Source organism: Micrococcus sp. iso_26, assembly GCF_056172975.1.
The window spans coordinates 485,901-506,004 of sequence record NZ_CM149652.1 but is presented as its reverse complement, the minus strand read 5'-3'; the positions used below and the strand labels follow the sequence as shown (position 1 = coordinate 506,004).

23 protein-coding genes are annotated in these 20,104 nt (G+C 74.1%); 14 read left to right on the top strand and 9 right to left on the bottom strand.

The features are described from left to right. Positions 1–34 precede the first annotated feature (34 nt). The gene (locus AC0VX0_RS02325) at positions 35–337 is read right to left on the bottom strand and encodes a DUF3499 family protein (RefSeq protein WP_222959233.1); all 303 of its coding nucleotides are present in this window, start codon (positions 335–337) and stop codon (positions 35–37) included. Positions 338–399: 62 nt separating this feature from the next. On the opposite strand from AC0VX0_RS02325, the gene AC0VX0_RS02320 reads away from it, so the two are divergent. Beyond that, positions 400–945: a hypothetical protein gene (locus AC0VX0_RS02320; protein ID WP_227717921.1), complete on the top strand. Its 546-nt coding sequence runs from the start codon at positions 400–402 to the stop codon at positions 943–945. A gap of 55 nt (positions 946–1,000) precedes the next feature. Here the strand turns inward: AC0VX0_RS02320 and AC0VX0_RS02315 are convergent, their stop codons facing one another. Next, positions 1,001–1,522: a WhiB family transcriptional regulator gene (locus AC0VX0_RS02315; protein ID WP_065423800.1), complete on the bottom strand. Its 522-nt coding sequence runs from the start codon at positions 1,520–1,522 to the stop codon at positions 1,001–1,003. A gap of 171 nt (positions 1,523–1,693) precedes the next feature. Here AC0VX0_RS02315 and AC0VX0_RS02310 point away from each other — a divergent pair, with 171 nt between their 5' ends. After that, complete coding sequence (locus AC0VX0_RS02310; RefSeq protein WP_044659616.1) at positions 1,694–2,317, top strand: hypothetical protein; 624 nt, start codon at positions 1,694–1,696, stop codon at positions 2,315–2,317. 27 nt (positions 2,318–2,344) lie between these two features. On the opposite strand, the gene AC0VX0_RS02305 is transcribed toward AC0VX0_RS02310, so the two are convergent. Continuing rightward, the gene (locus AC0VX0_RS02305) at positions 2,345–2,905 is read right to left on the bottom strand and encodes a GtrA family protein (RefSeq protein WP_044659617.1); all 561 of its coding nucleotides are present in this window, start codon (positions 2,903–2,905) and stop codon (positions 2,345–2,347) included. A gap of 162 nt (positions 2,906–3,067) precedes the next feature. On the opposite strand from AC0VX0_RS02305, the gene AC0VX0_RS02300 reads away from it, so the two are divergent. Genes AC0VX0_RS02300 through manA form a run of 4 tightly spaced genes read left to right on the top strand, consistent with a single transcriptional unit; the run spans position 3,068 to position 7,727 of the window. Beyond that, positions 3,068–4,273, top strand: coding sequence for a 5-(carboxyamino)imidazole ribonucleotide synthase (locus tag AC0VX0_RS02300; RefSeq protein ID WP_044659618.1), 1,206 nt, complete (start codon positions 3,068–3,070; stop codon positions 4,271–4,273). Continuing rightward, positions 4,270–4,827: a 5-(carboxyamino)imidazole ribonucleotide mutase gene (gene purE / locus AC0VX0_RS02295; RefSeq protein ID WP_095353424.1), complete on the top strand. Its 558-nt coding sequence runs from the start codon at positions 4,270–4,272 to the stop codon at positions 4,825–4,827. The genes AC0VX0_RS02300 and purE overlap by 4 nt, the downstream gene beginning before the upstream one ends. Continuing rightward, positions 4,827–6,440, top strand: a complete 1,614-nt coding sequence (locus AC0VX0_RS02290) for an LCP family protein (protein ID WP_044659620.1) — start codon at positions 4,827–4,829, stop codon at positions 6,438–6,440. Before purE ends, AC0VX0_RS02290 begins: the two co-directional genes overlap by 1 nt. A 42-nt stretch (positions 6,441–6,482) precedes the next feature. After that, positions 6,483–7,727, top strand: a complete 1,245-nt coding sequence (gene manA / locus AC0VX0_RS02285) for a mannose-6-phosphate isomerase, class I (RefSeq protein WP_101965741.1) — start codon at positions 6,483–6,485, stop codon at positions 7,725–7,727. Between the two features lie 23 nt (positions 7,728–7,750). On the opposite strand, the gene glpX is transcribed toward manA, so the two are convergent. Next, positions 7,751–8,773, bottom strand: coding sequence for a class II fructose-bisphosphatase (glpX, locus tag AC0VX0_RS02280; RefSeq protein WP_010079310.1), 1,023 nt, complete (start codon positions 8,771–8,773; stop codon positions 7,751–7,753). Positions 8,774–8,880: 107 nt separating this feature from the next. Here glpX and AC0VX0_RS02275 point away from each other — a divergent pair, with 107 nt between their 5' ends. The 3 genes from AC0VX0_RS02275 to AC0VX0_RS02265 are packed head-to-tail and all read left to right on the top strand — an operon-like array spanning position 8,881 to position 11,616. Continuing rightward, positions 8,881–9,471, top strand: coding sequence for a DUF4245 domain-containing protein (locus AC0VX0_RS02275; protein WP_002854501.1), 591 nt, complete (start codon positions 8,881–8,883; stop codon positions 9,469–9,471). Beyond that, a complete protein-coding gene (locus AC0VX0_RS02270; RefSeq protein WP_475451818.1) occupies positions 9,468–10,139 on the top strand; it encodes a carbonic anhydrase in 672 nt (223 codons plus the stop codon). Before AC0VX0_RS02275 ends, AC0VX0_RS02270 begins: the two co-directional genes overlap by 4 nt. A 55-nt stretch (positions 10,140–10,194) precedes the next feature. Next, complete coding sequence (locus AC0VX0_RS02265; RefSeq protein WP_044659622.1) at positions 10,195–11,616, top strand: class II fumarate hydratase; 1,422 nt, start codon at positions 10,195–10,197, stop codon at positions 11,614–11,616. A 90-nt stretch (positions 11,617–11,706) separates the two neighbouring features. Here AC0VX0_RS02265 and AC0VX0_RS02260 read toward each other — a convergent pair whose 3' ends face one another. Both AC0VX0_RS02260 and AC0VX0_RS02255 read right to left on the bottom strand, forming a co-directional pair. Next, positions 11,707–12,210: a prepilin peptidase gene (locus AC0VX0_RS02260; RefSeq protein ID WP_036316321.1), complete on the bottom strand. Its 504-nt coding sequence runs from the start codon at positions 12,208–12,210 to the stop codon at positions 11,707–11,709. A 344-nt stretch (positions 12,211–12,554) separates the two neighbouring features. Further along, entirely contained in the window at positions 12,555–14,003 is a 1,449-nt protein-coding gene (locus AC0VX0_RS02255; protein WP_036316323.1) for a PhoH family protein, read from the bottom strand. A 227-nt stretch (positions 14,004–14,230) separates the two neighbouring features. Here AC0VX0_RS02255 and AC0VX0_RS02250 point away from each other — a divergent pair, with 227 nt between their 5' ends. Continuing rightward, positions 14,231–14,872, top strand: a complete 642-nt coding sequence (locus tag AC0VX0_RS02250; RefSeq protein WP_230297415.1) for a rhomboid family intramembrane serine protease — start codon at positions 14,231–14,233, stop codon at positions 14,870–14,872. Here the strand turns inward: AC0VX0_RS02250 and AC0VX0_RS02245 are convergent. Then, entirely contained in the window at positions 14,851–15,624 is a 774-nt protein-coding gene (locus AC0VX0_RS02245; RefSeq protein WP_041105013.1) for an isoprenyl transferase, read from the bottom strand. The two genes, AC0VX0_RS02250 and AC0VX0_RS02245, sit on opposite strands and share 22 nt — an antisense overlap. Before the next feature lie 103 nt (positions 15,625–15,727). Between AC0VX0_RS02245 and trhA the strand changes: the two genes are divergently transcribed. Then, positions 15,728–16,447 carry a PAQR family membrane homeostasis protein TrhA gene (gene trhA, locus AC0VX0_RS02240; RefSeq protein WP_101965740.1) on the top strand — a complete coding sequence of 240 codons (720 nt, stop codon included), beginning with the start codon at positions 15,728–15,730 and terminating at the stop codon, positions 16,445–16,447. A 156-nt stretch (positions 16,448–16,603) separates the two neighbouring features. Here the strand turns inward: trhA and AC0VX0_RS02235 are convergent, their stop codons facing one another. Both AC0VX0_RS02235 and mca read right to left on the bottom strand, forming a co-directional pair. Next, entirely contained in the window at positions 16,604–17,008 is a 405-nt protein-coding gene (locus AC0VX0_RS02235; protein WP_101965739.1) for a hypothetical protein, read from the bottom strand. A 48-nt stretch (positions 17,009–17,056) separates the two neighbouring features. Then, the gene (gene mca / locus AC0VX0_RS02230) at positions 17,057–18,049 is read right to left on the bottom strand and encodes a mycothiol conjugate amidase Mca (RefSeq protein ID WP_101965738.1); all 993 of its coding nucleotides are present in this window, start codon (positions 18,047–18,049) and stop codon (positions 17,057–17,059) included. A 115-nt stretch (positions 18,050–18,164) separates the two neighbouring features. Between mca and AC0VX0_RS02225 the strand changes: the two genes are divergently transcribed. From AC0VX0_RS02225 to AC0VX0_RS02215, 3 genes are all read left to right on the top strand, one after another. Next, entirely contained in the window at positions 18,165–18,611 is a 447-nt protein-coding gene (locus tag AC0VX0_RS02225; protein ID WP_098093465.1) for a DUF4307 domain-containing protein, read from the top strand. Between the two features lie 258 nt (positions 18,612–18,869). After that, the gene (gene greA, locus AC0VX0_RS02220) at positions 18,870–19,364 is read left to right on the top strand and encodes a transcription elongation factor GreA (RefSeq protein ID WP_060973861.1); all 495 of its coding nucleotides are present in this window, start codon (positions 18,870–18,872) and stop codon (positions 19,362–19,364) included. A 97-nt stretch (positions 19,365–19,461) separates the two neighbouring features. Further along, positions 19,462–20,100 (top strand): GPP34 family phosphoprotein, encoded by a 639-nt coding sequence (locus tag AC0VX0_RS02215; protein WP_036316333.1) that lies wholly within the window; start codon positions 19,462–19,464, stop codon positions 20,098–20,100. Positions 20,101–20,104: the final 4 nt, after the last annotated feature.

Below are 20,104 nucleotides of genomic sequence, written 5' to 3'. Positions count from 1 at the left end.
TAGCGATGCCCCGGACGGCACGACACGCGCCGCGTCAGTCCCCGTCACGCACCACGCGCAGCCCGGGGCGGGCCGGCGGGACGGCCACGGGCCGGGTGGGGACCGTGCGCACGCCGCCGTCCGCGTCGACGGCCTCGTAGTGCTCGGGCAGCTCCAGCCGCAGCACCTCCCAACCGCGCGGGGCCGTGGTGCGCCGAGCGTGCTCGCCGCAGAGGTCGTACGTGTGCGGCTCCGCCCGGCGCGACAGGGGCCCGATGACCACCTGCGAGTCCGCGTAGTTGTACGTCAGCGTGGCCAGGGCAGGGCTCTGGCATCCGGTCTTGCTGCAGCGTCGCATGGGTCCCACGCCCGCCACCCTACTCGGCGGACGGCCCGGAGCGGTGGCCTACCATGGCGCGCATGACCGCGTCCGCCTCCTCCGATCCCCTCGACCCCCTGCCGTTCCGGGCGGGCGACGCCGCGGGGGCCGAGCCGGGCGTCGAGGGCGGCCCGGCCGAGGCCGGCGTCTCCTCCCCCGCGGGGCGCGGCGGCCGGGACCGCCGTGGCCGAGGGCTGCGGCATCCGCGCCCGTTCGGTGCACGCTCGGAGCGGGGCCGGGGCGAGGCGCTGCTGACCGCCGTCGAGAAGGCGGTGGACCGGCTGGGCTCCCTGGACGCGCCCGGGCTGCGGCACGTGACCGCGCGGGTGGAGCGCATCCCGGACCGGCTCGACGAACGGCTGCGCGAGCTGCACGCCGGCCGGGAACGGGATGAGGAGGCGCTGTTCGCGCGGGCCGAGCGGCAGGGCCGGGACGGGGTGCTGATCACCCTGTTCGAGCGGCCGCTGCGGGACGCGGCCGACCCGGCCGACCTCGAGGGGGCCGTCTACGGGGTGGCGCTGAGCCGTTGCGCCGACGCGCTGGGCGTGGACCCGCAGGTGCTCGACCCCAGCTGGGGCCGCGGCTGAGCCCGGACCGGGCGGTCCCCGCCGGGCACCGCGCCCGGCGGATGAGCGCGGTGCGTCAGGCGCGGGCGCGGCGCAGGCGGCGACGCTCGCGCTCGGAGAGCCCGCCCCAGATGCCGAAGCGCTCGTCGTTCGCCATGGCGTACTCCAGGCACGCGTCCTTGACGGTGCAGGCCTCGCACACGCGTTTGGCGTCCCGCGTGGAGCCGCCCTTCTCCGGGAAGAACGCCTCGGGGTCCGTCTGCGCGCACAGGGCGTCCGCCTGCCAGGCCAGCTCGCCTTCGACGGGCTCGGTGGTCACGCCCGGGATGGCGGCCCAGTCCTGGGAGACGGGCACGGCCTCGACCGGACGCGCGTCACCGGGGAAGAGGGCGGTGACGGTGGCGGCCGGGGTGCCGGTCTCGCCGTCGAGGTCGTGGGCGGTGAGGAAGGCGGTCGCCTGGTCCTCGAGGCTCGCGCCGGAGACGCCGGCCTGCGGGTCGGCGGGGTCGAGGAACCAGTCGCTGGGAACGCTCCGCGGACGAGGCGCCGGCGCGGGATCGGCGCGGTGCGTGTCCTCGACTCGCTGGGTCTGCTCCATGTGTGACGCCTCTTCCCGGGATCGACGTGGCGGCTGTGGGCCGGGTGATCATGCGGTCCGCGCGGGTGCCGGGCACGCCGGCGGGCCCCTCCTGGCGGGACCGTTGGCCCGGGTTCATTACAGCGGTGTGATTCATGCCGAGTCAAACCGAACGGGTGCCACACTGGGCCCATGGTCTCCCTCTCCGCACCCCGGTCCACCGGCCCCCTCGTGCTCCGCCTCGCCTCCTCCCCGCGGCCCGCGCTCGTCCAGGAGCCGGGGGCCCCGGACGAGCCCGGCGCGGTGGACCAGCGCATCGAGCTCTCGGGTCGCGTGACCGTGAACTGGGCCGCCAAGTTCACGGGCCTGCTCGGCGCCGAGGGCATCGGCGCGGGCGACGCCGTCGCCCTGGACCTGCCCGTCCACTGGCTCTCCCACGCCCTCGCCCTCGGGGTGCTCTGCGCCGAGGCCGAGCCCGCCCTCGAGGGCGACTCCCCCGCCGCCGTCCTCACGGACCGGCCCGAGGCGTGGCCGGACCCGTCCGTGGCCGTGTTCGCCGTGGCCCTGCCGCGCGGCCTCGAGCCCGAGTTCGACGGCCCGGCCACCGATCCGGCCGTCGTGGACGTGGCCGCCGAGATCCGCGCCCAGCCGGATGCCCTGCCCGGCCCCGTGGATCACGTGCGGCCCGCGTCGATCCCGGCCGGGACCGACGTCGCCCCGGACGACGACGGCCCGCGCCCCCGCCTGACGTGGGCGGGAGTGCGGGCCGCGCTGGAGGCGTGGGACGCGGGCCGGGCGGTGACCGTGCGCCCCTGACGGGGCGGCGGGGTCAGGCCGGGGCGCTCAGACCCCGGCGTCGGGGGTACGGTGCCGGCCGTGCGGAGGCATCTGATCCTCGCGCAGCACGGGCATCTGGCCGGTGATGATCGCGAGGTCGTTGGCGAAGCCGGGCTCCACGTCCAGCTTCTCCTTGAACACCCAGAACCGGTAGGCGAAGTAGCGGAACACGGTGCCGAAGAACAGGCCGATCACGTTGCCGGCGATGAACAGGCCGGTCGGGTCGGTCACGCCCATCAGGTACTGCGCGATCGCCACGCAGCCGGCCTGGATGCCCAGCCCGATCGCGTTCATGATCAGGAACATCACGAGCTCGCGCGTCTTGTTCGAGGAGCGCTTGTCCCGGAACGTCCAGTAGCGGTTGGCGACCCAGCTGAACAGGGTGGCGACGACGCCGCCCACGATCTTGGCCTTGACGTTGGACCCCTCGAGCGGGCCGGTCATCATCCACCAGAAGACGAGCGAGTCCACCACGAACGCGGCCGCACCGACGGTGCCGAACTTGGCCACCTCCCGCCACAGCAGGGAGACCATCCCGGTCAGGCGGCCCCAGAGATCGGACAGCATGGGCGTGGACTCCTCGGTTCGGGACGGGGGTGTGCACGCGGGGCGGACCCGCGCAGGGCTGGGGAACACTGTAGCCGCGCCCCCGGCGCGCGCCCTCCTCGGATCCGGCATCGGCCACCCCTCCGTGACGGAGTTCTCAGCCGGTCCGACTACCCTGTCCGGGTGACTTCCCCTCGACTCGGTGTGATCGGTGGCGGGCAGCTGGCCCGCATGATGGCGGGCGCCGCCGCGGAGCTCGGCGTGCCCTTCCGCGTGCTCGCGGAGGCCCCGGACGCGTCAGCGGCCCAGGTCGCCCCCCACGTGGTCGGCGACCACGCGGACCTGGCGGACCTGCGTGCGTTCGCGGCCACGGTGGACGTGGTCACCTTCGACCACGAGCACGTGCCCACCGAGCACCTGCGGGCCCTGCAGGAGGCCGGCGTCGCCGTGCGCCCCGGCCCCGAGGCGCTGCAGCACGCCCAGGACAAGCTGGTCATGCGCGCCGCCGTCGAGCGGCTGGGCCTGCCGAACCCGGCGTGGGCGCCGGTCGATGACCTCGAGGCCGTCCTCGCCTTCGGCGACGAGCACGGCTGGCCGATGATCCTCAAGACCGCCCGCGGCGGCTACGACGGCAAGGGCGTGCTCACGCTCGACGACGCCGACGACGCCCGCGCCTCCGCCGCGGACGGCACCCTGGCCGCGTGGCTCGGCGCCGGCATCACCCCGCTGCTGGCCGAGGCCCTCGTCCCCTTCTCCCGTGAGCTCTCCGCGCAGGTGGCGCGCACCCCCTCCGGTGAGGTGGCCGTCTACCCCGTCGTCGACTCGGTCCAGGTGGCCGGCGTGTGCGACCTCGTGGTCGCCCCGGCCCAGGACCTCGACCCGGCCGTCGCCGCGGCCGCGACCGCCGCGGCCGTCCGCCTCGCCGAGGAGCTGGACGTCACCGGCATGCTCGCGGTCGAGCTGTTCGAGACGCCGGGGGTCGGCCCGGGCTTCCAGGTGAACGAGCTGGCCATGCGCCCCCACAACTCCGGCCACTGGTCCATGGACGGCGCCGTCACCGGCCAGTTCGAGCAGCACGTCCGCGCCGTGCTCGACCTGCCGCTGGGCGAGACGACCCCCCGCGGGGCCGGCGTCGTGATGAAGAACGTCCTCGGCGGCGCCCGCGAGGACCTGCACGCCGGCAGCGTCGCGGCCCTCGCCGCCCACCCGCAGGCCAAGGTCCACCTCTACGGCAAGGACGTGCGCCCGGGCCGCAAGGTCGGTCACGTCAACGTCGTCGCGGACCACGGCCTCAGCCTCGAGGAGGCCGTGCGGACCGCCGAGTCCGCCGCCGTACTGCTGCGCGAGGACGCCCCCACCACCGGCACCGAGACGGAGGCCCGCCCATGACCGCCACGCCCCAGACCCCCGCCCAGCCCCTGCAGGACGACGCCCCGGTCGTCTCCGTCGTGATGGGCTCCGACTCCGACTGGCCCGTGATGAGCGCGGCCGCCGAGGCCCTGCGCGAGCTCGACGTGCCCGTCGAGGTCGGCGTGGTCTCCGCGCACCGCATGCCCCACGAGATGGTGGAGTTCGGCGCCCGCGCGCACGAGCGCGGCATCCGCGTGATCGTGGCCGGCGCGGGCGGCGCGGCGCACCTGCCCGGGATGCTCGCCGCCGTCACCCCCCTGCCCGTGATCGGCGTGCCCGTGAAGCTCAAGAGCCTGGACGGGATGGACTCCCTGCTCTCGATCGTCCAGATGCCCGCCGGTGTGCCGGTGGCCACCGTCTCCATCGACGGCGCCCGCAACGCCGGCCTGCTGGCCGCCCGCATCCTCGCCTCGGCCGACACCGCGGAGGGCGACCGCCTGCGCGCCGCCCTAACCGAGCACGCCGACGAGCTCAACGCCCAGGCCCGGGCCAAGGGGACCCGCCTGCGCGAGCGGATGGCCGCCGACCGCTGATGTCGCCCGCCACCGGATCCGTCCCCGCCGGTCACGCGCAGCCCGACCCGCTCCGGGATCCGCGCGTCGCCTCCCCCACCGAGCGCACCCGCCGGGCGCTGATCCTCACCGCCCTGACCCTGCTGGTCCCCGGCGGCGCCCAGCTCGTCGCCGGCAGCCGCCGGCTCGGCCGCGTGGCGCTGCGGGTCACCGTCACCGTGTGGGCCGTGCTGATCCTCGGGCTGCTGTGGTGGCTGGTCTCCCGCGCGAGCCTGATCTCGCTCATGGCCCGGGACGGCGTGCTGCTCGGGCTGGCGGTGGTCCTGGCGGCGTTGGCGGTGGGCTGGGCGGTGCTGTGGGTGGACACGTTCCGGCTGATCCGGCTGCACCTGCTCGCCCCCGGCGCGCGGAAGATCACGGCGACGGTCGCCGCGCTCGCGCTCGTGCTCACCAGCGGCGCCCTGCTCTACGGCGGCTGGGCCGCGAACACGAGCCGCGGCGCGCTCGGCGAGGTCTTCCGGGAGGGGCCGGCCGTCCCGGAGGCCGAGGGCCGCTACAACATCCTGGTCCTGGGCGCGGACGCCGGCGAGGGCCGCCAGGGGCTGCGCCCGGACTCCATGCACGTGGTCTCCGTGGACGCCCGCACCGGCGCCATCGTGATGTTCTCCCTGCCCCGCAACCTCCAGAACGCGCCGTTCGTCGAGGGCTCCCCGCTGTGGGACGTGTACCCCAACGGCTTCGACTGCGGCGACGAGTGCATCCTCAACGCCCTCTACACGGACGTGGAGGAGCACCACGCAGACCTCTACCCGGACGCCGAACACCCCGGTGCCGAGGCCATGAAGGACGCCGCCGGCGGCATCCTCGGCCTGGACGTCTCCGGCTACGCCCTCATGGACATGGGCGGCTTCGCCCAGCTGATCGACGCCATGGGCGGGGTGGACGTCGTCAGCGGCGGCTATGTGGTGCACCGCGGCGTCCGACCCGACGGCGCCTGGGGCAACATCTGGTGGGAGCCGGGCACCCACCACTTCAACGGCGACGACGCGCTCGCCTTCGCCCGCTCCCGGCACTGGTCCACCGACTACGCCCGCATCCGCCGGCAGCAGTGCATGCAGGCGGCGATGCTGGAGCAGTTCAGCCCTGCCACCGTGCTCACCCGCTTCGAGGGGATCCTCGCGGCGGGCCAGCAGATCGTGACCACCGACCTGCCGCAGTCCCAGCTCGGCACGTTCGTGGACCTCGCCGAGCGCTCGCGCGGCCAGAAGATGCGGCGGCTGACCATCGGCCCGCCCGACTTCGGCGACACGGGCACCCACTTCACCACCTACCCCGACTACGACCTCGTCCACCGCCGCGTGGACGAGATGCTGGCCGATAAGTCCGTGACCGCCGGATCGGAGCCGACCGGGGTCTCGGCGACGCCGCTGCTCACCGTGCTGGCCGTCGTCGCGCAGGAGACGCAGGCCCCCGACGTCGACGAGGACGACCCGGCCACGTGGCCGGCCCCGCCGACCCGCACCGACGGCGAGCCCTTCACCGCTGAGGACCTGATGACGGCCGAGGACCTGGGCCAGGAGGACGTGCTGAACCACGCGTCCTCGACGAACGGGCTGTGCGTCCCCGCCCCGTGAGGCGCGGCGCGCGGGCCGACGGGCTGACCTAGGCTGGGGCGCATGCACGTCCTGAAGCCCGTGATCCGTGACTACGCCTGGGGCTCCCCCACGCTCCTCGCCGACCTGCAGGGACGCGAGCCCACCGGCCGCCCCGAGGCCGAGCTGTGGCTGGGCGACCATCCGGGCGCCCCGTGCGTCGCCGTCGCGGCGGACGGCGCCCGTGTCGGCCTGGACGAGGTGGTGGCCGCGGACCCGGAGCGCTGCCTCGGGCCCGCCGCGCCGGAGGGCCGTCTGCCCTTCCTCATGAAGCTGCTCGCCGCGGGCGCCCCGCTGTCCATCCAGGCGCACCCCACCCTGGAGCAGGCCCGCGCGGGCTTCGCCGCGGAGGAGGCGGCCGGCGTGCCGGTCGACGCCCCGCAGCGCAACTACAAGGACGCGAACCACAAGCCGGAGATGCTGCTCGCGCTGACCCCCTTCGCGGCGATGTGCGGCTTCCGCTCCCCCGAGGTCTCCTCGGACAGCTTCGAGGCCCTGGCCCGCGCCCTCACGGAGCGGGCGGACGGGGACACGTCCGCCGTCGCCGTCGCCGCCGCCCGGATCAGCCAGGCCCTCGCCGCCGGGGACCTCGAGGACGCGTTCACCTCGATCCTCGACCCCGACTCCGTGTGGGGCGCCCCCGGCGCCGTGGCGCAGGTCGTGGACGTGCTGCGGGCCGCGCCGGACCTGGCCGAGCGCGACCCCTCGCTGGCCACGGCCCTCGAGGCCGCCCAGCACCACCCGGACGACCCCGGCGTGGTGGTGGCCATCCTGCTCAACCGCGTGGACCTGGCCCCGGGTCAGGCCATCCATCTGCCCGCCGGCAACGTGCACGCGTACCTGCACGGGCTGGGCGTGGAGGTCATGGCGGCCTCGGACAACGTGCTGCGCGGCGGGCTCACCCCGAAGCACGTGGACGTGCCCGAGCTGCGCCGCGTGGTCACCTTCGAGGCGCTGCCGGTGCCCTCCACCGAGCCCGAGCGCGTGGCCGACTCCGTGGTGGCCTTCCGCCCGCCGTTCGAGGAGTTCGAGCTGCTCCAGGCCACCCTCGAGGACGACGCTGTCCACGGGCTCGACGTGCACGGGCCCGGGATCGCGGTGGTCACCCGCGGCACGGCGCGCCTGGTCCTGGCAGGCCAGGAGATCGAGCTGGGCCCGGGCGAGGCCGTGTTCCTGCCCGCCGCGGAGACGGCGTCCGGCCCGCTGGCCGTCCGCGCCGCGGCCGGCGCCCCGGCGACGGTGCACGTGGCCGGCCTGCCGCGGGGCTGAGCCCGGCAGACCGGCCCGCGGGCTCAGCGGGCGTCGCGGTCCCCCAGCCACTTGGACCACTTCTTCACGTCGTGCTCGGCGTCCACGGTGCGGACCGTGCCGGACGACGAGCGCATCACGATGGACTGCGTGTGCACGCGGCCGTCGGCGAAGCGCACACCACGCAGCAGGTCGCCGTCGGTGATGCCGGTGGCCGCGAAGTAGCAGTGGTCGGAGGTGACCAGCTCGTTCGTGGTCAGCACCGCGTCGAGGTCGAGGCCGGCGTCGAGGGCCTTCTGCTTCTCGGCGTCGTCGGTGGGGGCCAGGCGACCCTGGATGATGCCGCCGGTGGCCTTGATCGCGCACGCGGTGACGATGCCCTCGGGGGTGCCGCCGATGCCCATCATCATGTCCACGCCGGTGCCCGGGCGGGCGGCGGCGATGGCGCCGGCGACGTCGCCGTCCAGGATGAACTTCACGCGGGCGCCGGCCTGGCGGATCTCCTTGACCAGGCCCTCGTGGCGGGGACGGTCCAGCACGCACACGGTCACCTGGGAGACGGGCTTGTCCAGGGCCTTGGCCACGAGGTTCACGTTCTGCTTCACCGGCAGGCGCATATCCACGAAGTCGGCGGCCTCGGGGCCCACCACGAGCTTGTCCATGTAGAACACGGCCGACGGGTCGAACATGGTGCCGCGCTCGGCCACCGCGAAGACGGAGAGCGCGTTGTTGTAGCCCATGGCGGTCAGGCGGGTGCCGTCGATCGGGTCCACGGCCACGTCCACGGCGGCGCCGGAGCCGTCGCCGACCTGCTCGCCGTTGAACAGCATGGGGGCCTCGTCCTTCTCGCCCTCGCCGATCACCACGGTGCCGTCCATGGCCACGGTGTCCATGAACGCGCGCATCGCGTCCACCGCGGCGCCGTCCGCCTTGTTCTTGTCCCCGTAACCCACCCAGGGGCTCGCGGCGATGGCCGCCGCCTCGGTCACTCGCACCAACTCCATGGCCAGGTTGCGGTCCGGGACGTGATTCTCGTAGCCGGTCTTCTCCGAGGACGCGCTGGTCATCGCTGCTCCGATCCTTGCTCGCGGCGCTCCGTCCGCACGAGACGGGGCGTGAGGGCGGCTCTGCCCCGGTCCTCATCCTACGGGGGCGGCCTCCCGTGGGTGGCACAATGCTGACCGTGAGCTCCGCCGACCCCCACGCCCCCGCCCCCCGTCCCGTCCTGACCGCCACGCAGGCGCAGCGGGCCCGGCAGCCGTGGATGGCCATGGTGCTCTCCCTGGCGGCTCTGCTGGCGATCGTGGCCGTGGTCCTCCTGCTCAACCCGGAGCCGCCGCAGCGGCCCCGTGAGGACCGCGTCGACGTCGCCGCCGAGGCCGCCACGATCCCCCACGACGACGGCGACCTGCCGGCCCTGGCGCCCGAGGTACCGGAGTCCTGGTACGCCAACTACGCCCGCCTGCAGAAGCTGGACGGCGTCTCCACGTGGGACGTCGGCTGGGTGGTCACGGACACGGTGTTCGCGGGCCTGCAGCAGGCCGAGGACGTCGACCCCACCTGGGTGAGCCTGCGGGTGGACCAGGTCCCGACGTCGGAGACGATCGAGATCGACGGGATCGCGTGGGACCTCCACGCCGATCCGAAGAAGCCGGAGCGACGGCTCGTGGCGGAGGTGGACGGCAGCACCGTGGTGCTGACCACCACCGGCGACCAGGCCGTCCTCGAAGACCTGGCGCACGGCGTCGCGAAGGAGACCCGATGACCCCCCACACCCGCCCCGAGACGACGCCGGCCCCCAACGTCGTCGTCCCCACCTCCGACCTGACCCCCGCCGAGGCGTGGGAGGTCCTCGCCGAGGGCAACCGCCGCTTCGTGGCGGGCGAGCCGAGCCACCCGAACCAGAACGCCGAGCGGCGCAGCGACCTGACCGCCGGTCAGGCCCCGGTCGCCGTGATCTTCGGCTGCGCCGACTCGCGCCTGGCGGCCGAGATCATCTTCGACCTCGGCCTCGGCGACGTGTTCGTGGTGCGCACGGCCGGCCACGTGATCGACGACGCCGTGCTGGGCTCCATCGAGTACGGCGTGGACGTGCTGGAGATCCCGCTCGTCATCGTCCTGGGCCACAACTCGTGCGGCGCCGTCACGGCGACGGTCGAGTCCTACATCTCCGGCACCATGCCGCGCGGCTTCGTGCGCCCCCTCGTGGAGCGCATCATCCCGTCCGTGCTGGCCGGGCGTCGCCGCGGGCTGGAGGAGGTCGACGAGTTCGTGGCCGAGCACGTGGACCAGACCTGCGACCACCTCCTGGAGACCTCGCAGTCCGTCCGCGCGGCCGTCGAGTCCGGGCGCACCGCCGTCGTCGGGCTCACCTACTCGCTGTCCGAGGGCACCGCGCGACCGGGCCGCGTGCACGGCGACCTGGCGGTCTGACGACGTCGGGCGTCCGGTGCGGCACCGGGCGCCCACGCCGTCCTAGGATGTGACCATGACCGCAGAGAACACCGATCAGCAGTTCCGCATCGAGCACGACACCATGGGCGAGGTGAAGGTGCCGGTGAACGCGCTCTACCGTGCACAGACCCAGCGCGCCGTGGAGAACTTCCCGATCTCCGGCAAGGGCCTCGAGCCCGCCCACATCCACGCCCTCGCGCAGGTCAAGAAGGCCGCGGCCAAGGCGAACGCCGAGCTGGGCATCATCTCGCAGGAGCGCGCGGACGCCATCGTCGCCGCCGCGGACCAGGTCATCGCCGGCGACCACGACGACCAGTACCCGATCGACGTGTTCCAGACCGGCTCCGGCACCTCCTCCAACATGAACACCAACGAGGTGCTCGCCACCCTCGCCACCCGCGCACTGAAGGAGGCCGGCTCCGAGGACGAGGTGCACCCCAACGACCACGTCAACGCCTCCCAGTCCTCGAACGACGTGTTCCCGACCTCCGTGCACGTGGCCGTCACCGCCGCCCTCGTGAACGACCTCGTCCCGGCGCTGGACCACCTGGCCGTCTCCCTCGAGAAGAAGGCGGAGGCCTTCGCCGGCGTCGTGAAGTCCGGCCGCACCCACCTCATGGACGCCACTCCGGTGACCCTGGGCCAGGAGTTCGGCGGCTACGCCGCGCAGGTCCGCTACGGCATCGAGCGCATCCAGTCCGCGCTGCCGCGCGTGGCCGAGGTCCCGCTCGGCGGCACCGCCGTGGGCACCGGCATCAACACCCCGAAGGGCTTCTCCGCCCGCGTGATCGAGCTGCTCGCCGAGGAGACCGGTCTGCCGCTGACCGAGGCCCGCAACCACTTCGAGGCCCAGGCCAACCGTGACGGCCTCGTGGAGGCCTCCGGCCAGCTGCGGAACATCGCGTTCTCGCTCATGAAGATCAACAACGACCTGCGCTGGATGGGCTCCGGCCCGAACACCGGCCTCGGCGAGATCGCCATCCCGGACCTGCAGCCGGGCTCCTCGATCATGCCGGGCAAGGTCAACCCCGTGATCTGCGAGGCCGCGATCATGGTGTGCGCCCAGGTGATCGGCAACGACACCACCGTCGCCCTGTCCTCCACCAACGGCGCGTTCGAGCTCAACGTGGGCATCCCCGTGATGGCCGCCAACCTGCTCGAGTCCATCCGCCTGCTGGCCAACACGACGCGCGTCATGGCGGACAAGATGATCGACGGCATCGAGGCCAACGAGGAGCGCTGCGCCTTCCTCGCCGGCGCCTCGCCGTCCATCGTGACCCCGCTGAACAAGGTGATCGGCTACGAGGCCGCCGCCAAGATCGCCAAGCACGCCGTCGCGAACAAGATGACCGTGCGCGAGGCCGTCGTGGACCTCGGCTACGTCGAGCGCGGCGAGATCACCGAGGAGCAGCTGGACAAGGCCCTGGACACCATGTCCATGACCCACCCGGAGTGATCCGGCGGATTCGGTGAGCGGCGCGACGCCGCCTCCCGGGCCACGACGCCGAGCGGCCGTCCTCCCGTGCGGAGGGCGGCCGCTCGTCGTTCACGCCAGCACCAGCACTCCGGCGGCCGCCGCCACCATCGCCGGCCCGAACGGCAGCGCCGTTCGCCCCGTCGCCCGGCCCGCGAGGACCAGCAGCCCCGCCACGACGCCGCCGAGCAGGATCGCGCCCACCCCGGCGGCGAGCACCGCCGTCGGACCGAGCACCCCCGTGTACACGCCCAGGCCGCCGGCGAGCTTCACGTCCCCCATCCCGAGGCCGCCGCGGCTGAGCACGTGCAGCGCGAGCATCGCCACGGTGTAGCCGAGACCGCCCAGCAGGCTGCAGAGGGCCAGGTCACCCCGGCCCGCCAGCAGCGCTCCCCCGGTCATCATCGCCAACCCGCCCAGCGCCAGCCGCAGCGTCCATCGGTTCGACAGCCGATGCTCCCGCAGGTCCGTGCGCACGAGCACGCCCGAGCACACCGCGAACCACGCCAGCCCCAGGGTCCACAGCACCGCCGTCGCCGGCGCGCCGTGCGTCCACGCCCATCCCACTCCGCTCATGCGCCCAGCCTAGGCCGGGCGGCGCACCCGCCGGGCCGCCGTCCACAGGCGATCAGGCCACCTCGCGTTCACGGTCCGGCCACCCGGTGTTCTGCCGACAGCGCAACCGGGGCCGCCCATTGCGACGACCCCGGGCACGGGTCTACTCTGAAGTCACGAGCTTCCAGCCGTCTCATGGACGTACGGGGCTCACACAGACCCCATGGCCTCAATCCCGTTTCAAAGGGGCCATGGTGGCGGGCTTCCTCGGTCCCCCATCCCCCCCTCCGCGGGGCCGAGCACCCCCGCCGGGGGCCGCTGCTTCGGCAGCGGCCCCTTTTTCATGACCGACCCCGCCGCCCGGCTCAGGCCCGGCCCTCCTCCAGCAGGTCCGTGACCAGCGCGGCGATCGGGGAGCGCTCGGAACGGGTCAGCGTCACGTGTCCGAACAGCGGGTGGCCCTTGAGGCGCTCCACCACGGCCGCGATGCCGTCGTGCCGGCCCACGCGCAGGTTGTCCCGCTGGGCGACGTCGTGGGTCAGCACGACCTTCGAGTTGCGGCCCATCCGGCTCAGCACCGTGAGCAGCACGTTCCGCTCGAGCGACTGCGCCTCGTCCACGATCACCCACGCATCGTGCAGCGAGCGGCCGCGGATGTGCGTCAGCGGCAGGATCTCCAGCATCCCGCGGTCCACCACCTCGTCCACCACGGACGGGGAGACCAGCGCACCCAGGGTGTCGAACACGGCCTGCGCCCACGGGCCCATCTTGTCGCCCTCGGAGCCGGGCAGGTAGCCGAGGTCCTGGCCGCCGACGGCGTACAGCGGGCGGAACACGACCACCCTGCGGTGCTCGCGGCGCTCCATCACGGCGTCGAGGCCCGCGCACAGCGCCAGCGCGGACTTGCCGGTGCCCGCGCGGCCGCCGAGGGAGACGATGCCCACGCTCGGATCCGTCAGCAGCTCGATGGCCAGCCGCTGCTCGGCGGAACGGCCGTGCAGGCCGAACACGTCGCGGTCCCCGCGCACCAGGCAGGCTCGGCCGCCCTCGCCGACCCGGGCCAGGGCGGAGCCCCGGGGCGCGGTGAGCACCAGCCCCGTGTTGACCGGCAGGCGGTCCGCCTCGGCCGGGGCCTCCTCCGGCCCGGTCTCGACGCCCGTGCCGGTCAGGGTCCCCAGCGGGACGCCGGCCAGGTCGACCTCGCCGTCGTCGTAGAGGGCGTCCAGCCGCTCCTGCGCCACGCTGAGGGAGACGGTGCCGCGCCAGCCCGAGTCACGCACGAGCTCGTGGCGGTACTCGTCCGCGGCGAGGCCCATGGCCGCCGCCTTCACGCGCATCGGCAGGTCCTTGGACACGACCGTGACCGTGGCGCCCTCGTCCGCGAGCGCCTTCGCGACGGCGAGGATGCGGGAGTCGTTGTCCGTGCCGCGGATGCCCAGGGGCAGCACGTCCACGGACACGTGGTTCAGTTCGATCCGCAGCGTGCCGCCCTCGGGGGTGATCGGCACGGGCTGGTCCAGCGCGCCGTGGCGGCCGCGCAGGTCGTCGAGCAGGCGCAGGGCCGTGCGCGCGTAGTAGCCGAGGTCGGGGTCGGCGCGCTTGGCCTCGAGCTCCGAGACCACCACGAGCGGCAGGACCACCTCGTGCTCGGCGAAGTGCAGCAGGGCGCGCGGGTCCGAGAGCAGCACGGACGTGTCCACCACGTAGGTCCGCAGGCCGGTCGCGTCCGCCGGCCCCGCCTCGGCACGCGCCTGGCCCGGCCGGCTCGACGGCTCCTGCCGGGTCTGCGCGTGCTCCACGAGCTCTGCCACCATGTCTGCCTCCTGTGCCGGTGAACCATGCGGGCGGGGGTCCGCCCACGGGCCACGCTAGGAAGCGGCGTCGTCCGCCGGGGCCCGGCACGGTGAACCCGGGATGAAGTCGCGGTGACGGTCCGTCCGGGCTCCGCCACGGCCCCGGCGTCCCGCGCTCCCTACACTGGAGGCGCGCCGCCGACGTCCCGACGGCCGCCCGCTCCCCGTCCCCAGGAGGGCCCTTGAGCATGCACCGCCCGTCCCCCGGCCTGCCCGATCTGCCGGGCGGCCCGGCCCCCGCCCCGACCCTGGCCGAGCGCGCCGGGGGCCGCCTGCTGGGCGCCGTCGCGCCCACCGCCGTGCTGATCGCGGCCATGTGGGTCGCGCAGGTCGTGCTGATCTTCCTCGGCCGGGTGATCATCCCCGGCGTGGGCCTGATCCCCCGACGCCTCGACGGCCTCGACGGGGTCCTGTTCTCCCCCGTGCTGCACGCCGGCTGGGCCCACCTGATCGGCAACACGACGGCGCTGCTCGTCCTCGGTCCGCTGGCCGCCCTGGTCTCGCGTCGGCCGGTGGCCCTGCTCGTCTGCGCCTGGCTGGGCTCGGGCCTGCTGACCTGGGTGATCGGCACCCCGGGCGTGCACATCGGCGCCTCCGGGATCGTGTACGTGCTGATCGCGTTCCTGATCGTCTACGGGATCGCGGTGCGGCGGATCGGGGCGGTCGTCGTCTCCGTGCTCGTCGCGCTCACGCACCTGGGCTCGAGCCTGATCGGCCTGCTGCCGGCACCCGGCATCTCGTGGACCGGCCACCTGGCCGGGGCCGTCGTCGGGGTGCTGCTGGGCCTGTGGTGGGGCCGCGCCGACCGTCAGGTGCCGAACCGGCGCTGACGGCTGCCGTAGTCGCGCAGGGCACGCAGGAAGTCGACCTTGCGGAACGCGGGCCACATGGCCTCGCAGAAGTAGAACTCCGAGTACGCGGACTGCCAGAGCAGGAACCCGGAGAGCCGCTGCTCCCCGGACGTGCGGATGACCAGGTCCGGGTCCGGCTGGCCGCGCGTGTAGAGCCGGTCCGCGATCTGCTCGACGGTGACGGACTCGGCCACCTCCGCCGCGCTGTGGCCCAGGGCGTGCTCGTCCCGCAGCAGCTCGCGCACGGCGTCGAGGATCTCCTGGCGGCCCCCGTAGCCCACGGCCACGTTCACGTGCACGCCGTCGTGGCCCTTGGTCTGCTCGGCGACCTCGGCGAGCCGTCGCGCCATGGGCTCGGGGAGCAGGTCCACCGCGCCGACCGGCTGCACGCAGACGGGGGCGCGGCCCTCGGCCGGCTGGGCGAGGCGCTCCGCCGTCGTCTGGATGATCTCCAGGAGCGGGGCGAGCTCCTCCGCCGGGCGCCGCAGGTTCTCGGTGGAGAGCATGTAGAGCGTGACCACGGGGATGCCGGCCTCGTCGCACCAGCCGATGAAGTCGAGGATGCGCTCGGCGCCGGCCTGGTGGCCCTGCTGCGTGGACGCCCCGAACGCGCGGGCCCAGCGACGGTTGCCGTCCACCAGCACGCCGATGTGCCGGGGCAGCCGCTCCGGGTCCAGGCCGCGCGTCAGCCGCCGCTCGTACAGGCGGTAGAAGGCCTCGGGTCGACCCACGGCGCGCTCCCCTCTCGGACGGTCCTGCGAGCCTCCAGGATACGCGCGCGGCACACAGCGACCATCCCGCACGGGCCCCGACCCGACCGGCGACAATGGACGCATGGACCCTGTGACACCCCTCCGCGACGCCGACGCCACCCGCCGCCTGCGCTGGCGCGTCGAGCGCGTCCGCGACCCCGACCATCCGCTGTACAAGCCCCGACTGCGCGGCTGGATCCACGCGGTCATGGCGCCGCTGACGCTCGCGGCCGGCATCGTGCTCATCGTGCTCGCGCCGACCGCAACGCTGCGGTGGGCCAGCGCGGTCTACGCCGTGACGGGCCTGCTGCTGTTCGCGGTCTCGGCGACGTACCACCTGGTGCAGTGGAACGAGGTGGTCTCCCGTGTCCTCAAGCGGCTGGACCACACGAACATCATGCTGGTCATCGCCGGCACCTACACGCCGCTCTCCCTGGCCCTGCTGCCTCCGGACCGGGCGCGTGTGCTGCTCACCCTGGTGTGGGTGGGGGCCGTGGCCGGCGTCGCGTTCCGGGTGCTGTGGACGGACGCGCCGCGCTGGCTCTACACGCCGGTGTACGTGGTGCTCGGGCTGGCGGCGCTGCTCTACCTGGGCGACTTCTTCGCCGCGGATGCGGCGGCGGGGTGGCTGATCGTGGCCGGTGGGATCGCGTACATCACGGGCGCGGTCTGCTACGCGCTGCAGGCCCCCACGATCCACCGCGAGTGGTTCGGCTTCCACGAGCTGTTCCACGCCTTCACGGTGGCCGGCTTCGTGTGCCACGCCGTCGCCATCTACCGGGCGGTGCTCGTCGTCGCCTGAGCGTGTCGGCGACGGGGGTCTGCGCCCCGCCGGGCAGCGCCGAGGCCCGCAGACGCGCCGCTACGGCATGGAGGTGGCGGCGCGTCTGCGGGCCTCAAGGGTTCGGGCGTGGAGTCTCCGGCGTCGAGTCTCGGGCGTGCGCGGGCCCGACGGCGGTCAGTCGCGTCCGGTGTCCGGGGCCTGGGGCTCCGGGGCCGGCTCCTGGAGGTAGCCGGGGTACTTCTCCTGCAGGCGGCGCAGCCGGTCCTCGGAGTCCGCGTCCAGGTGCTCGCCGCCCGCGCGCGCCTCGTCCGGCAGGTGCTGCTGATGGCGCTCCACGAGCATGGCCTCGGCCTGCGGGGAGCGCTGCTGGACGCGGCGCACGGAGCGGACCATGACGCGGAAGACGATGATCGCCATGACCACCATGAGCGCGGTGAACAGGAACCCTTCGATGCCGGGGGTGACCTCCGCCTCCTCGAGCCCGGGGCGCAGCGTCGGCTCCGGGACGGCGGGCACCGGCGCGGGGCTCGCGGCCGCGAGCGCGGTGAGGACGAGGGGAAGGCCAGACAGGGGTGTCACGCCGCCCCACTCTACCGGCCCCGGCCGCACGGCCCGAGCCGGGTCGGCTCAGCGCAGGCCGGCGAAGAGGTCGTGCTCCGGCAGCTCGGAGGGCACGCGCGAGTCGATCAGCGCGAAGTCCTCCCACGGCCAGGCGCGCCGCTGCAGATCATGGGGGGCGTCGAAGAACATGCCGTCGGGGTCGATCTGGGTGCGATGCGCCCGCAGGGCGGCGTCGCGCTCGTCGAGGAAGCCGGTGACGTCCACCTGCGTGGTGACGTCGTGGTCCGCGGTGACCCACGGCGGGATGACCTCCGGGTCGGGCACGTCCTCCCCGGCTTCGCGGCGGCGCAGCACCTCGCGCATCGCGTCCATCGCGTCGAACATCATCAGGCGTCGGGCGAACGGCACGTCCTCGCCGTCGGCCTCGGCCACCGCGGCCATCGTGCGGAACTTCCGCGGGTTGAAGCCGCAGTCGTAGTAGACCTTCGAGACCTCCCAGGCGGGCCCGGCCTCGGGGTACTCGTCGGCGAGGCCCGCGGCCCGGTACGCCTCCATCGTCACGGCGTGGGCCTGCAGGTGGTCCGGGTGGGGGTAGCCGCCGACCTCGTCGTAGGAGATGAGCACGTGCGGGCGGAACCGGCGCACGAGCGAGATCAGCGGGGCCGCCGCATCCCGGAGCGGGATCTCGGCGAAGCAGTTCGCCGGGAGGGCCGGCAGCGGATCCCCCTCGGGCAGGCCCGAGTCGAGGAAGCCGAGCCAGGCGTGCCGGATGCCGAGGATGCGCGCGGCCTCCGCCATCTCCTCGCGGCGCACGGCCGCGATGTCCCGGTCGGCCCGGGTGGTGTCCCCGAACGACGGGTTGAGCAGGGTGCCGGCCTCGCCGCCGGTGCACGTGACGACCATGACCTCGGCCCCGGCCGCCGCGTAGGCGGCCATGGTGCCGGCCCCCTTCGAGGACTCGTCGTCCGGGTGGGCGTGCACCGCCATGAGGCGCAGCCCGGTGGAGGGCGGCAGGGCGGTGCCTGCGGCGGGCTGGGCCTGGGGGGTCTGATCGGCCACGGGGATCGCACACTCCTGTCCGGATGGCGGGGCCGCCGCGGGGGCGACGGCGTGAGGGGTCCAGGCCGACGTCCTTATCGGCCTCCGGCGGCGGGCAGCGGCTAGGGTGGAGGGGATGTCCCACCACGCCCCCGCGGTCCGCGCGCAGGACCCCACACTAGCCAACCGGTACGGCACGGACCACACGCGTCCGGACCGTCGTCGGCTGTGGGCGGGCCTCGGCGGGCTCGGGCTGGTCGTGGCCGTGCTGCTGTCCGTGTGGATCGGCCTGAACATGTCCGTGGGCGCCATCGAGTACAAGGACGTCGGCTTCACCATCGAGGACGACGGCCACGCGACCGTCACCTTCCAGGCCTCCGTCCCGGAGGGCGTCCAGGCCGAATGCGATGTGCTCGTCACCGACTCCCACGCCGCCCCCGTCGGCTTCCGCACCGTCCGCCTGGAGACCCTGCCGGCCGACCGGCGGGACTCCCCCTCGGACGCGCAGCAGCGCTACACCGTGGACGTGCGCACCGTGGTGCGGGGCGACTCCGGCGTCGTCGAGACCTGCCGCAAGGTCTGACCCCTCCCGGAGTGCTCCGCCCTCGGCGAAGCGGCCGCCGTTGGTGTGACGCACGCCGCCCGGATAGACTCGTCGGAGCATTCCCGCCCCGCCGGTGAGTCAGGCAGGCGTCGCACGGAGCCCTCGGGTCACGCGCGTCCTCCTGATCGGCGGGGTCTTTCGCATGCGGGCGCGTCCGCCGGACGCGGATCGCGCGCCAGACCCGGTGCGCCGCGCCCCGGACTCCGCATCACCCGAGACAGAAAGGCGGAACAGAGCATGACCACCAGCCAGTCCGACGCCCCGTGGCTGACCCAGGAGGCGTACGATCGCCTCTCCAAGGAGCTCGAGTACATCTCCGGTCCCGGCCGTCAGGAGATCATCGAGCGCATCGAGGCCGCCCGCGATGAGGGCGACCTCAAGGAGAACGGCGGCTACCACGCCGCCCGCGAGGAGCAGTCGAAGAACGAGGGCCGCATCGCCGAGCTGAAGCACCTGCTCGAGACCGCCCGCGTGGGCGAGGCCGCCGAGAACGACGGCGCCGTGCACCCGGGCACCGTGGTGACCGCCGTCGTCGCAGGCGACGAGATGACCTTCCTCTTCGGCAACCGCGAGATCGCCGCGGACGACGAGTCGCTCGAGGTCTACTCCGAGCGCTCCCCGCTCGGTGAGGCCATCAACGGCGCCAAGAAGGGCGACAAGGTCTCCTACACCGCCCCGAACGGCAAGGACATCAAGGTCGAGGTCAAGGACGTCCAGCCCTACTCCGGCTGACCCTGCCCGGCTCCGACGGCGGCCGCGGTCCCCCCGAGGGGACCGCGGCCGCCGTCCGTCCCGGACCCCACCGCGCCCCCGTTGCTACTCTGGCCCCATGCTGACCGTCGAGAAGGCACACCTGCTGCTCACCCGCGAGGACGGGTGCTCCGAGAGCCCCTCCCACCACCGCGTTGCCCTCGCGGCCGCCGCGCTGGCCGACCACCGGTCCGCCGGGATCGTGACCCTCGAGGACGTCCCCGTGGACCGGGCCCGCGTGCTCGTGACCGCGGCCGGCACCACCGGCGACCCCGTCCTGGACTCCTCCCTCGGACAGGTCGACGCCCTGGCCGGCCGACCGCTCGTGGCCACCGTGGCGGCCGGCAAGCCGGACCTGCGCAAGGCCGTCGTCGCCCATCTGACCGAGACCGGCCGCCTCACCGAGCGCAAGGCCTTCCTGGCCACCCGGCACGTCCCCCGCGGCACCGAGCGCGCCGAGCTGCTCGCGCACCTGACCGCCGTCGTCCTGGACGAGGCAGAGCCCTCCGACGAGGACGTGCTCCTGCTCGGCGTGCTGCAGCACCTCAACCTGGCCCGGCGCCTGCTGCCGGGCGCCCACGAGCGCTATGACCGTCGCGAGATGGTCCGTCGCATCGAGACGCTGACGCGCGAGGACCTCCTGGTCCAGGCCGTGCGCCGCGCGGTGGGCGGGACCTGCGGCACCATCACCGCGGCCGCCGCCGGCTCCGTGGCCTGAGCCG